10 protein-coding genes and 1 riboswitch are annotated in these 12,908 nt (G+C 64.0%); of the genes, 7 read left to right on the top strand and 3 right to left on the bottom strand.

Annotation, left to right across the window (positions count from 1 at the left end; translation table 11 throughout):
- The first annotated feature begins 456 nt into the window (after nt 1-456).
- From ftsZ to ACXJ7R_RS13145, 6 genes are all read left to right on the top strand, one after another.
- Complete coding sequence (gene ftsZ, locus ACXJ7R_RS13120; RefSeq protein ID WP_457152206.1) at nt 457-1,494, top strand: cell division protein FtsZ; 1,038 nt, start codon at nt 457-459, stop codon at nt 1,492-1,494.
- A 192-nt stretch (nt 1,495-1,686) separates the two neighbouring features.
- Nucleotides 1,687-3,069: an SWIM zinc finger family protein gene (locus ACXJ7R_RS13125; protein ID WP_457152207.1), complete on the top strand. Its 1,383-nt coding sequence runs from the start codon at nt 1,687-1,689 to the stop codon at nt 3,067-3,069.
- A gap of 224 nt (nt 3,070-3,293) precedes the next feature.
- Entirely contained in the window at nt 3,294-4,505 is a 1,212-nt protein-coding gene (locus ACXJ7R_RS13130; RefSeq protein WP_457152208.1) for a DUF5691 domain-containing protein, read from the top strand.
- Between the two features lie 17 nt (nt 4,506-4,522).
- Nucleotides 4,523-5,602, top strand: coding sequence for an ATP-binding protein (locus ACXJ7R_RS13135; RefSeq protein WP_457152209.1), 1,080 nt, complete (start codon nt 4,523-4,525; stop codon nt 5,600-5,602).
- Between the two features lie 4 nt (nt 5,603-5,606).
- Nucleotides 5,607-7,856 (top strand): DUF5682 family protein, encoded by a 2,250-nt coding sequence (locus ACXJ7R_RS13140; RefSeq protein ID WP_457152210.1) that lies wholly within the window; start codon nt 5,607-5,609, stop codon nt 7,854-7,856.
- Complete coding sequence (locus tag ACXJ7R_RS13145) at nt 7,849-9,072, top strand: VWA domain-containing protein (RefSeq protein ID WP_457152211.1); 1,224 nt, start codon at nt 7,849-7,851, stop codon at nt 9,070-9,072. Before ACXJ7R_RS13140 ends, ACXJ7R_RS13145 begins: the two co-directional genes overlap by 8 nt.
- A 65-nt stretch (nt 9,073-9,137) precedes the next feature.
- On the opposite strand, the gene fba is transcribed toward ACXJ7R_RS13145, so the two are convergent.
- From fba to ACXJ7R_RS13160, 3 genes are all read right to left on the bottom strand, one after another.
- Entirely contained in the window at nt 9,138-10,202 is a 1,065-nt protein-coding gene (fba, locus tag ACXJ7R_RS13150; protein WP_457152212.1) for a class II fructose-bisphosphate aldolase, read from the bottom strand.
- A gap of 163 nt (nt 10,203-10,365) precedes the next feature.
- Nucleotides 10,366-10,839 (bottom strand): 6,7-dimethyl-8-ribityllumazine synthase, encoded by a 474-nt coding sequence (locus ACXJ7R_RS13155; protein ID WP_111546962.1) that lies wholly within the window; start codon nt 10,837-10,839, stop codon nt 10,366-10,368.
- Nucleotides 10,840-10,915: 76 nt separating this feature from the next.
- Nucleotides 10,916-11,130, bottom strand: a riboswitch (FMN riboswitch).
- A 202-nt stretch (nt 11,131-11,332) separates the two neighbouring features.
- A complete protein-coding gene (locus ACXJ7R_RS13160; RefSeq protein WP_457152213.1) occupies nt 11,333-12,508 on the bottom strand; it encodes an MFS transporter in 1,176 nt (391 codons plus the stop codon).
- A 48-nt stretch (nt 12,509-12,556) separates the two neighbouring features.
- Between ACXJ7R_RS13160 and ACXJ7R_RS13165 the strand changes: the two genes are divergently transcribed.
- Nucleotides 12,557-12,908 (top strand): Lrp/AsnC family transcriptional regulator (locus ACXJ7R_RS13165; protein WP_457152214.1); only part of this gene is annotated, 352 nt, incomplete at its 3' end.

The following is a 12,908-nucleotide window of genomic DNA, read 5'->3' on the forward strand; positions in this document are numbered from 1 at the left end:
GCTCTGACAAGCTCCAGATAGACCTTCTCATGCAAGGGGACGGTGTCGACGGCGGTCAACCCGAATTGTGTTTTGTCGGCCATTGGCGGGGGGCGCTACTTCATTCGTTCTGAAATTGACCCTGACGACATCAGCCGCAGATAGTCTTGGTTGGCCGAACGCGGCGAGAACGCCGAAGTCAGCGACTTCTCAGCCGGCATGATAGACGCACCGATCGCAGCGCCGCAAGCCGTGTCGGCACAGCCGGGGCCTTGGCTGCCGGCGTCCATGCCACGGTGTGCAAAACCATCATCACAAAACTTGACCTTGCTTGCACTTGCACCTCTGGCCGCTCTCTGGCTTTTTGAGGTACCCATCCGAACGGACTGATTCGCGTCATGCCGCTCGATTGCAATCTCCCCAGGCAGTCTGCGGATGGGTCGTGAAGCGCGCGCAATTGGCGAAGGAGAAACAGGCATGGCCGAGTGCAAGAAGCCCGAAATCTCCGAAATGAGACCCAAGATCACCGTTATCGGCGTCGGCGGTGGCGGCGGCAACGCCGTCAACAACATGATCGCGGAGCAGCTTCAGGGGACCGAATTCATCGCCGCCAACACCGACGCGCAGGCGCTGACCATGTCGAAGGCAACGCGGCTGATCCAGCTTGGCGCGCATGTCACCGAAGGGTTGGGCGCCGGATCGCTTCCCGAGATCGGCCGCGCCGCGGCCGAGGAATCGCTCGACGAGATCATGGATCATCTGGCCGGCACGCATATGTGTTTCGTCACCGCCGGGATGGGCGGCGGCACGGGAACCGGCGCTGCTCCGATCATTGCCCAGGCGGCGCGCAAGGCCGGCATCCTGACGGTGGGCGTCGTCACCAAGCCTTTCGCTTTCGAGGGCAGGCGCCGCATGCAGATGGCCGAAGAGGGCATCGAGCGGCTGCGCGAAAGCGCCGACACGGTGATCGTCATCCCGAACCAGAACCTGTTCCGGATCGCCGATGCCAAGACCACCTTCGCCGATGCGTTCGTCATTGCCGACCGCGTGCTTTATTCCGGCGTCAGCTGCATCACCGATCTCATCGTCAAGGAAGGCCTGATCAATCTCGACTTCGCCGATGTCAAATCGGTGATGCGCGACATGGGCCGCGCCATGATGGGAACCGGCGAGGCCTCCGGCGACGGCCGGGCGATGAAGGCGGCGGAAGCCGCGATCGCCAACCCATTGCTGGACGAAGTGTCGATGAAGGGCGCCAAGGGTGTCCTGGTCTCGATATCGGGCGGTAGGGACATGACCCTGTTCGAGGTCGACGAGGCCGCTACCCGCATCCGCGAAGAGGTCTATGAGGACGCCGACATCATCGTCGGCGCCATCTTCGACAAGAGCATGGAAGGCCGCTTCAGGGTTTCTGTGGTGGCGACCGGGCTCGATCGCGCCTTTGGGGCAGAGGACGCCGATGCCGGCATCGCCCGGGGCCATGTCGGCCAGCCGCCGGCGCGGACGCTTCAGTAGCCATCTCTGCGCACTTCCTGGCAAAGGGTGCCTGACAACGCTGTGGCCTGCGTACCGGCTTTGCTCAGCGCACTTGCGGCCCGCTGTATCGGTCTCTATCCCTCTGCTGCTACAAGAATCCTTCACAGACGGCCATCTATACTGGCAACCGGCATTCGTTCGAGCGACGAGAGGCGCGGCTTGGAATTTGACTTGAAAACCATCGAGGCGCTCGCGCCCGACCAGGCGTCGTTGAGCGCCGCTTCCAAGTTGACCAAGCAATCGAACTGGCCCCGGCTCGAAAAGAACGAAGAGCTGGCTCTCATCTGGGGGGAATGCCAGGGTTCCGGCTCCAATCCCTACCGTGTGGTCGTCGACACCGGCGACCATGGTTACAAATGCACCTGCCCGTCGCGGAAATTTCCCTGCAAGCACACTTTGGCGCTGATGTGGATCGCCGCCACCACGCCGGCCAGCTTTGCCGCGGCCGGCTCGACGCCGGAATGGGTCAACGATTGGCTGAGCCGCCGCAGGAAGACCACGTCGCAACCTGTGGAACCGACACAAGGTGTGGGAGGCAAGAGCATCGGCGAAGCCGCGCGCGACGAAAGCTCTGTCGTCGAGGACGCGGCCGCGGTTGAGCGCCGCGAGGCAGCGCAGCGCAAGCGGGCTGAAGACACGCGATCCGCCGTGTCGGCAGGACTGGATGAACTCGATCAATGGATCGCCGACCAGTTGCGGCTTGGCCTTGCCGGCTTTGTCGACAACAGCAGCGATCGTTGCCGCCGGATTGCCGCGCGGTTGGTCGACATGAAGGCGACGGCACTTGCCGGCCGCATCGACGAGATACCGTCACGGCTGATGGCAGTGCGCAGCGAGGAACGGCCGGATATGGCGATCCGCGAACTTGGCCAGCTCGTTCTGCTGGCCAAAGCCTGGCAATCGGCACCCGACGACCCGGAATTGAAGCGGCTGGTATCGACCTCCGAAAGTCGCGAACAGGTGCTGGCCAATCCCGATGCGACCCAGATCGAAAGCATCTGGGAAGTGCTTGGCGAGAAGATCGAGTCACGCCGTGACGGTCTTGTCAGCCATTCGACCTGGCTGCTCGACCTCAACAGCACCACCCCGCAATTCGCCCTGCTGCTCGACTTTTTTCCGGCTTCCGCCGGTCGCCGATCCCACGCCTTCACATCTGGCGACCGTTTCGAGGCCAGGTTGGTCTTTTATCCTGCGCGGCAGCCGCTGCGCGCATTGGTGGCGGACCGCAAGGGAGACATGGCCTCCGGTGATTGGCCGGCCTTCAGCTTTGGCGTATCCGATCCGCTCGCGGACCATGGTGCTCGCCAGGACACTGCGCCTTGGACTACCGATTCTCCTGTCATGCTGCCGCCTGGAGCGATCCTGCTGGACGATCGGGGTGCGGCCTGGTGGCAGGCCGCCGGCGATCCGCACGGCATCGCCTTGCCGATCGCCGACACTGTCAATCCAACGCTGCTTGGGCTGGACCTCAAGGCAACGGCCGCACTTTGGAACGGCAGCCGGCTTGAGTTGCTGGCGGCACAAAGCGGCTTCGGGAGGCTTGATCTGTCATGAACGAGATCGAGCTGACCGGGCTCGCGGCCATGCGCGATTGCTGGATCACCGGCGGAACCGCGTTCGACCTGGCTCCGGATTCTTGGAAGGCGATCGCCGCCAACGCAAATCCCGACGAGCGCGAGCGCCGGCTACTGGCGATCGCTGCGAAGGCCCTCGACATTGCCTTGCGGCCGGCCGCGCCGAAGATGCTGAAACAACGCCCGCCACTGCCTGAACTTGCCATGCCGATGCTGCCGGAGCGCCAGCGGCCGCTTTTGCGAGCGGCGCTGAAGCATGCAGCTGACGCGAGGTTCAAGACACGCGTGGCGACGCTCGTCGCCAGCCGGGGTTTTGTTCTGCACCCAATGGATTGGATGCCCGCGGCGTCGTATCGGGAGGTTCCGGGTGTTTATGCCCCCTGGGTCGACTGGCAGGCAGGTGTGGATGGCGAAAAACAATCCCGCAGGGAGCAACTGACCGCGCAAACCTGGGACGATTTTTATCCTGCTGCGCGCCGTACCGCACTGACCGATATGCGCCGCACCGCTCCGGCTTTGGCCAGGCAACTGATCGAGGCCAAGGGATCAAATGAGCCGGCGGAAGTCAGGTCCTCACTCATCGAACTCATGGGCGTCGGTTTGAGCACCGACGATACGCCGTTCCTGAAGAGCCTCTTCGCCGATCGCTCCGGCAGGGTGCGCGAAGTGGCTGGCCGGCTGCTGGCAAGATTGGGAGAGCAAGGCAACCCAGGCGATGGCGGGCCGGAAGATCTGGCGGCCGAGCTCGCCGCCTTCATCTCGGAAGGYAAATCCGGCTTTTTCCGCCGCCGCACCAACTACGCACCGGCAAAGCTCAAGTCGCCCAGTCAAGAAAGCCGTCGCGTCGATTTGTTTGCGACCTGCTACCTGGGAGATCTCGCTGCCCGCTTCGGCGTCACCGAGTCCGATTTCGTCGGGGCATGGCAATTCGGCGTCGACGACAAGGCGGATCTCTTTTTCGTTCGAATGGTCTCGGTGTCCGGCGGCGAGGCGGCGGTGGCGCATTTGGCGGACGCACTTGTCGCCGAAGGCGGCAAGTCGGCGCTTCTCGTCCTCCATCTCATGGCGCGCCTGGACAGCGGCAGGAAGCGCGTCTTGATCAGACAAATCCTGAAAKACACGTACGATCTTCACGCGCTCACCCAGGTCGAAGGCGTCGAAGCAGGCTGGCTGGAATGGGACGACCTGACAAATGGCCAGACGCTCCCGGCATTGCGTTCCGCTGTTGCGGGAAACGACGAGCCGGTGAAGCGCAGCGCCGACCAGACACTGGAAAATTTGGGCTTTCTGGCGACAGCGGCGACGGCAGAAAAATTGATCGGGGATGTCGTTGCGGCCGGCATGGCGCCGGCGGCGCCATCGCTCGGTCTCCTGCGCCTCAATGCGGCACTGGACGGGCCTGGAATCGACACATGATCACTCGGGAGCAGCAAATGAACGCAGTCATCCGTCTTCCGGTCGAGCAGGCCTACGCCGCCGAGTTGCAGGCCCTCTCGCGCAATGACGACCGGCAAAAGCCCGCCGGATGGAGCCTTTCGCCCAAGGCGGTTCTCACCTATCTGCTCGGCGGAAAGGCCGACGACGGGACGCTGATAACGCCAAAATATGTCGGCCGCCGCCGGCTGATGGAGACCGCCGTGGCGACGCTCGCCACCGACCGGGCGCTGTTGCTGCTCGGCGTGCCGGGCACAGCCAAATCCTGGGTGTCGGAGCATCTCGCCGCCGCCATCATGGGCGACTCGACATTGATCGTGCAATGCACGGCCGGCACCGACGAGAACCAGATCCGCTATGGCTGGAACTACGCGCAGCTTCTGGCCAAGGGCCCGAGCCATGAGGCGCTGGTGCCGACGCCGCTTTACCGAGCCATGCAGGACGGCAAGCTCTGCCGCCTCGAGGAACTGACGCGCATGGGCTCTGACGTGCAGGACACGCTGATCACCGTGCTGTCCGAAAAGATGATGCCGATCCCGGAACTCAACACGTCGATCTACGCGCAGCGCGGTTTCAACATCATCGCCACGGCGAACAACCGTGACAAGGGCGTCAACGAGCTGTCATCGGCATTGAAGCGCCGCTTCAATGTCGTCGTGCTGCCGTTGCCCGAGGATATGGCGGAAGAAGTGGCGATAGTCTCGAAGCGGGTCGGCGAGATGGCCGGCGGCCTCGACCTGCCGGTGCCGAAGAATGTCGGCGAGGAGATCGCCCGCGTCCTGACCATCTTCCGCGAATTGCGCTCCGGTGCCACCGCCGATGGCAAGGTGACGTTGAAGACACCGTCCGGTTCGCTGTCCACGGCGGAGGCCATCGCCACCATGGTTGGCGGCCTCAGCCAGGCGGCCTGGTTCGACAGCGGCAAGCTCGGCGCCGAAGGCCTGGCTGCGAGCCTGGTCGGCGCGATCGTGAAGGATCCGGTGCAGGACAAGCTGGTGCTGGAAGAATATCTGGAAACAGTGCTCAAGAAGCGGCCGGACTATGCCGGCTACTACGCGGCCTTGAACGCGGCGATCTGACGCCATGGCGTTGAGCGACGTTTCCTATTTCGGCATACGCCATCACGGGCCCGGCTCCGCCGACAGCCTGGTGCAGGCGTTGCAGGACTTGAAACCGGTCGCCGTGCTAATCGAAGGGCCGGCCGATGCCTCCGCGCTGCTGCCGCTGCTTGCCCGGCCCGAAATGCAGCCGCCGGTGGCGCTGCTCTGCTATCCGGAAGACGATCCGGCCTCGACCAGCTTCTGGCCCTTCGCCGAGTTCTCGCCGGAATACCAGGCGGCCCTGTGGGCTGTCGCCAACAACGCGGCCTTGCGGTTCATCGACCTGCCGTCATCGGCCCGGGTTGCGGCGGTTGATGATGCTGAGGATGCCGATGCCGATGAAGCGGAACCCGGCGCCGACAACGAGACGGCTCAGCATTTGCGTGACCCGATCGGCACACTGGCGCAAGCCGCCGGCTATGAAGATGGCGAGAGCTGGTGGTCCGATATCATCGAGCAGAACCCGCAGCCAGGTCCCATCTTTGCCGCGATTTCCGATGCCATGACGACGCTACGCGACGGCGAGGGCCCGCTAGCCGAATTCGAGGCCAGGCGTGAAGCGCATATGCGGCTTGAAATCACCGCCGCGCGCAAGGAATTCGAGGGGCCGATCGCAGTCGTTTGCGGCGCCTGGCATGTGCCTGCCTTGCAAGTGACGCGACCGCAGAAAGAGGACCAGGCCCTTCTCAAGGGGCTCGCCCGGCGCAAGAGCACGATGACCTGGGCGCCATGGACGGGGCCACGCCTGGCCCTGGGCTTCGGCTATGGCGCTGGTGTCGTCGCGCCCGGCTGGTGCAAGCATCTGTGGCGCACGCGCGGCCGCCACGACGCGGCAACCTTGTGGCTCGCAATGATCGCGGCGGTGCTGAGAGGCAAGGGACATATGGTCTCGACCGCTTCGCTGATCGAAGCCGAACGGCTGGCGCGTGCGCTGGCCGCGATCCGTGAGCGGCCAAAGCCTGGTTTCGAGGAATTGCGCGATGCCGCGATCGCCGCCCTGTTCAACGGCGAAGCGCTGCTTTGGGCGCTGGTCGAAGCCGAGCTGCTGCTGGGCGCCGATGTCGGTGAAATTCCGCCCGACACGCCAATGGCGCCGCTGATCGAGGATCTGCAGCGCAACCAGAAGGCGGCGCGGCTGAAGCCTGAGGCGCTCGAGCGCGAACTCTCGATCGATTTGCGCAGCGAAAGCGGGCTGTTTCGTTCGACATTGCTGCACCGGCTGAACGTGCTTGGCGTGCATTGGGGCAAGTTGACCGACAGCGGACGCAGCCGCGGCACGTTCCGCGAGCGATGGACGCTCTCGTGGGAGCCGGAATATGCCGTTCGCCTGGTCGAGAACCTGATCTATGGGCCGACAATCGAGAAGGCCGCCAATGGCCGGCTGATCCAGATGATCGGCGCGTCGACCTCTCTCGACGCGCTGGCGGGACTGGTTCAGGGCGCCATCACGGCAAACCTGTCCGAGGCGTCGACCGCCGGTCTCGTGGCATTGGAGGAACGCGCGGCGCACAGCAGCGAGTGCCTGGAAATTCTGGCATCGGTGCCGCCGCTCGCCGGCATCATCCGCTATGGCGAGGCGCGCAAGACGGAAACGGCCCGCCTGTCCGGTCTGCTGGAACGGCTGATCATCGAAGGCGGGATAGCACTCGCCTATGCCGCCCGCGACCTCGATGACCAGGCTTCGACGACGCTGGTTGGCGCGATGCGCAAGGCCGACGAAGCGATCAGGCTGGTCGAACCTGGGGAAGACGTGCTGGATGCCTGGCGCAACGGACTGGCTGCGGTGCTCGATGGATCGCGATCGACGGCGCTGGTGGCAGGCTGCGCCGCGCATCTGCTCTACGAAGCCGGCCATCTGTCCGCCGACGCCGCGGCGGGCCTGATCGCACGGCGCCTGTCGCCGGGAACGCCGGTCATGGAGGCCGCAGGGTTCTTCGAAGGCTTCTTCAGCACCGCCAGTCAACGGCTCATCTATGACGAGGCCCTGCGCGGAGCGGTCGATGCCTGGCTCCAATCCCTCGACGAAGATGCCTTCATTGCGCATCTGCCGCTGCTGCGCCGGGTCTTCTCGCATCTGGACTCGATGGAGCGGCGGCGGCTGATCGAAGCGGTGCTCGGCCGCGCCGCACGCCTGCCTGCCGGACTGACACCGACGCCGGATGGCGACTTGGCCTGGCGCCGGCACCTGGAACGGCTTGGACCCTTGCTGACGAGCGGTGACGGCAATGGATGACGCGGCCGAAATGAACGAACCCGCCAGCGATGACGGACGCGAGCGCCGCTGGCGCCTGGCGATCGGCGCCGATGACGAGAAGTCGACTTCGCTTTCCGACACGGACAAGCGGCTTTCTGCGGCGCTCGATGCGCTCTATGGCGATGGCGCCGGCGAAGCGGCTGCCGATCCGCGCAAGCGCCGCGGCGGGCTCGGCCGTTCGGCGCCGCGGGTGGCACAGTGGATGGGCGATATCAGGTCGTTCTTTCCCGCGCAGGTCGTGCAGATCGTCCAGAAGGATGCCTTCGAACGCCTCAACCTGAAGCAGATGCTGATGGAGCCCGAGTTCCTCAAGGCGATCGAGGCGGACGTCAATCTCGTTGCCGACCTGATTTCGCTGCGCTCGGTCATGCCGGCCAAGACCAAGGACATCGCGCGTACGATCATCGCCGATATCGTCGCCAAGCTGATGCAGCGGTTGGAGCAGAAGACGGCCGAGGCGATACGCGGCGCGGTCGACCGATCGCAGCGCACCAATCGGCCACGCCAGCGCGACATCGACTGGCCGCGGACCATCTCGGCCAACCTTCGCCACTACCAGCCCGAGCATAAAACCATCGTGCCGGAGAAGCTGGTCGGCTTCATGCGCAAACAGCGAAGGCTGGTCGACCTGGACGAGGTTGTGCTGTGCGTCGACCAATCCGGCTCGATGGCAAGCTCGGTGATCTACGCCTCGATTTTTGCCGCGGTGATGGCCTCGTTACCCGTCGTGCGGACCAAGCTCGTCTGCTTCGACACGGCCATCGTCGATCTCACCGAGGAACTCAGCGATCCCGTCGAAGTCCTGTTCGGCGTGCAGCTTGGCGGCGGCACCGACATCAACCAGGCCGTCGCCTATTGCGCGGAGCGCATCGAACGGCCGACCAAGTCGCACATGGTGCTGATCACCGACCTTTATGAGGGCGGCAACGGCCAGGAATTGCTGCAGCGGCTGGCAGCACTTGTTCGATCCGGCGTCAATGTCGTGGTGCTGCTGGCGCTGACCGACCAGGGCAGGCCCGGTTACGACCCCAAGATGGCAGGCTCCGTTGCCGCGCTCGGCATCCCGGTCTTTGCCTGCACGCCGGATCTGTTTCCAGACCTGATGGCGGCGGCATTGCGCCGCGAGGATATCGGCGCATGGGCGGCCGGCGCCGACATCAAGCTTGTCCGCGCCGAGGCAGAGACGCCGGAATGAAGCACAACACAACAGCCACCAGAGCCGCCAGCATKTGCTTGGCGGCTCTGGATGGTTGATCGAGCTCAGCCGAATTTCGGGTCGAGACTGCCCGACTTGTAGCGCTTGGCCATTTCGGCCACCGGCAGCGGCTTGATCTTCTGCGCATTGCCGGCGGTGCCGAACTGTTCGAAGCGCTCCTTGCAGAGCTTCCGCATCGCCGCCATGGCCGGCGTCAGGTACTTGCGCGGATCGAACTCGCTCGGATTCTCGGTCAGCACCTTGCGGATCGCGCCGGTCAGCGCCATGCGGTTGTCGGTGTCGATGTTGATCTTGCGCACGCCGTGCTTGATGCCGCGCTGGATCTCCTCGACCGGCACGCCCCAGGTCGGCTTCATCTGGCCGCCATATTTGTTGATGATCTCCTGCAGATCCTCGGGCACCGACGACGAGCCGTGCATGACCAGATGCATGTTGGGCAGCCTGCGGTGGATCTCCTCGATGACGTTCATGGCCAGCACCGCGCCGTCCGGCTTGCGCGAGAATTTGTAGGCGCCATGGCTGGTGCCCATGGCAACCGCCAGCGCATCGACATGGGTGTGTTTGACGAACTCCACCGCCTGTTCCGGGTCGGTCAGAAGCTGGTCGTGGCTGATCTCGCCTTCGACGCCGTGGCCGTCTTCCTGCTCGCCCCCACCGCTCTCCAGTGAGCCAAGCACTCCGATCTCGCCTTCGACGGAAACACCGCCCCAATGCGCCATGTCGACGACGCGCCKGGTGATGCCGGAATTGTAGGCATAGTCGGCCGGCGTCTTGCCGTCCTCCTTCAGCGATCCGTCCATCATCACGGAGGTGAAGCCGTACTGGATCGCGGTGACGCAGGTGGCTTCGTTGTTGCCGTGGTCGAGATGCATGCAGAYCGGGATGTCGGGGTGGATTTCGACCAGCGCGTCGATCAGCTTGGCCAGCACGACGTCATTGGCGTAGGCGCGAGCACCACGGCTCGCCTGCAGGATGACCGGCGACTTGGTCTCCTCGGCGGCCTCCATGATGGCGAGGCCCTGTTCCATATTGTTCATGTTGAAAGCGGGCACGCCGTAGCCGTATTCGGCTGCGTGGTCGAGCAATTGTCTCAGTGTTATGCGAGCCACCCAATAGTCTCCCGTATCTGGTTTCAAGCGCAACGTCGCGGGCCGGCCGGTCGCCGGTCGGCCCCTGATGCTTCTGGCCGGATTTCAGGCCAACCGCAACCTTCTGCGGTCCTGTCGGTCGCAATTCTTGTTGCAGGGCTGAAATCCGGGCGTTTTGGCGATCTCAGGCCGCGATCAATTCCCGCGCCGCCAGGATCTGCACGCAGGCATTGGCCGCCTCCTTGCCCTTGACGGTGAAGTGCTCGAAGAAGAAGCGGTGATGCTCGGCGCTGTCGTGGTAGTTGTGCGGGGTGAGCACCGCCGACAGCACCGGCACGCCGGTCGACAGCTGCACATTCATCATGCCGTCGATGACGGCGCTGGCGACGAACTCGTGCCGGTAGATGCCGCCATTGACGACGAAGGCCGTGCCGAGGATCGCGGCATAGCGGCCGGTCCCAGCCAGGGTCTTGGCGTGCAGCGGAATTTCGTAGGCGCCGGGCACGTCGAAGACATCGACCGCGAAGCGCTCGCCGCCGATGTCAGCCAGTTCCGCTTCGAAGGCCTGCACGCACTGGTCGACGATGTCGGCATGCCAGCGCGCGCGAATAACGGCGATGCGGGTCGTTTCATAGTCTTTGTGGGAATGCTGATTCATGGGTCCATCCTTCCGTTTCGAACCAGAATCAGGACGCACGATACGAAATCCGGCCCGCCGAGACGGTCCGTGTTCCGTTCGTTCTCTTCCATCCGGACTCTAACCGTCGGCTCCGGAATCACACCGGATCTGCTGACCTCTCCACTAGAGCGCCACGCGTCCTCTTGGACGCGTAAGGGACGCTCTAGCACTTAAGAATCCACGCATTGAGCGTGGACCGGAAAGCGCTCGCGGGCTTGGGCCGAAACCCTTACCGCCGGTGGGGACTTTCACCCCGCCCTGAGAACATTAACGCCGTTTGTATGAAAGGGCAGGGCGCCGCTGTCAATCGTGTGAAAGACGGATGGCCAATACAGTCTGTCAACTGGAGCAAATTCCAGGAAAAGTGTGAAGCGGTTTTCCCGGGAAAAGCGCATAGCGTTTTCCCTTGGGAATTGCGTCAAAAACGGAAGAGATAGAGCGGTTCGGCGTTTCCGCGAAACGATGAACCGCTTTATCGCGTGCGCCACGCCGCCGCCGAAGCGGCAACCAGCATGAGCAATGCCGCAACCGTCGCGCAGGTGGCGAAACCGAAGCTGGAATAGAGCGGGCCGAAGCCGGTGGTGCCGACAAACACCGCCAGATAGGTCACCGCGCTGTTCAAGCCCATGATCGTGCCGCGCCGCGAAGGATCGAGCGCCGACAGGCGCATCACCAGGACGTTAAGTCCAAAATGATTGGCAAGCCCCCAGACCGCCACCATGGCGATGGTCAGGCCGAAACTGCCACACGTCGCGGCCATGGCGACATAGACGACGGCGACAAGAAGATAGGCAAATGGCATGACGCGACGGGCGCCCAGGCGATCGATGACGCCGTCGAGGAGAGCAGCCGTGCCGAAGCCGATGCCATAGGCAAGTGCTGCCCATCCGTTGGCGCTGACCGGTCTCCCCAATCCGCTGTGCAGGTGATCACCGAGATAGCCATAGACGCCGTAGAAGGCTGTCATGAAGGCGGCACAGGCGATGAGCAGCGGCACGATGCCGGGAATGCCGAGCGCCTCCAGCGGCGTCGGCGCCGGGCCGCTTTTCCTGGCGTCGCTCAGTGACGACACTGTAAGACCGGCCAAGGCAAGCGTTGCCAGCAGCGCGACCGCGGCGAAAACGGCGCGCCAATGCACGAGATCGGCAAGCACGGCCGACAGCGAAACGCCGGCGACCATGCTCAGCGTCCATCCGGTCAGCACGACGCCGATCGTGCCGCTTTCCCGGCCAGGCGGCGCGATGGCCGCGGAACTGGCATAGATCGCCGGCATGGCGATACCGGCAGCAATGCCGGCGAGCAATTGTGCCGCGACCAGCATCATCACCGTCGGTGCAGCCGCGCTGGCGACGAGCGCTATCGCCAGCAAAAGCAATGCGCCCTGCAACATCCGGCGGGCGCCAACCCGGTCGATGTAGCGTGCCAGGAACAGGGCGCTTGCGGAGGTGCCGAGGCCGAACACGGCAGCCGCGATCATGACCACCGGTACGCTGGTCGCAAACGACGCGGCCACGGCCGGTGCGATCGGGCCCAGCACAAGCGAATTCGAGCCGATCACGGCGATGCATCCGGTCAAAAGATAAGCGAGCGCCGGGATGGGCGCCCGGGCGTTCGCGGCCAATGGTGCAACTTGATCAGCGTTCGACATATGACCATAATGACCGCATTAAATTCTGCGGCAACCGGAGAGTTCAGCATGGACGAAGAAACAGATGGCATTCCGCAGAACAGGTCTGCCGCCCGTGAGCTCGACTCAATTGACCGAAAAATATTAGGTGTCCTGGTCGATGACGCGACGGTCAGTTATGCCGAGCTCGGTGATCGCGTGGGGCTTTCACCGCCGGCGGCGCACGAACGCGTCAAGCGGCTGCGGCGCAGCGGCGCCATCCGCAACACCGCGGCAATCATCGATCCCCACGCGGTGCGCAAGCCGCTGCTGGCTTTCGTCCACATCGACACCAAGGGCTGGGGAAAGACACCGGAACTGATGGCGGTTTCACAGTATCCGGAAGTCGAGGAAATCCACACCGTCGCCGGTGACACCTGCA

The organism is Mesorhizobium sp. P5_C1 (genome assembly GCF_054049815.1).

What these genes read in the sequence shown, in the direction of transcription:
- ACXJ7R_RS13155 (WP_111546962.1), bottom strand. Translation starts at nt 10,839, where the DNA reads ATGAATCAGCATTCCCACAAAGACTATGAAACGACCCGCATCGCCGTT.
- ACXJ7R_RS13140 (WP_457152210.1), top strand. Translation starts at nt 5,607, where the DNA reads ATGGCGTTGAGCGACGTTTCCTATTTCGGCATACGCCATCACGGGCCC.
- ACXJ7R_RS13145 (WP_457152211.1), top strand. Translation starts at nt 7,849, where the DNA reads ATGGATGACGCGGCCGAAATGAACGAACCCGCCAGCGATGACGGACGC.
- ftsZ (WP_457152206.1), top strand. Translation starts at nt 457, where the DNA reads ATGGCCGAGTGCAAGAAGCCCGAAATCTCCGAAATGAGACCCAAGATC.
- ACXJ7R_RS13160 (WP_457152213.1), bottom strand. Translation starts at nt 12,508, where the DNA reads ATGTCGAACGCTGATCAAGTTGCACCATTGGCCGCGAACGCCCGGGCG.
- ACXJ7R_RS13135 (WP_457152209.1), top strand. Translation starts at nt 4,523, where the DNA reads ATGAACGCAGTCATCCGTCTTCCGGTCGAGCAGGCCTACGCCGCCGAG.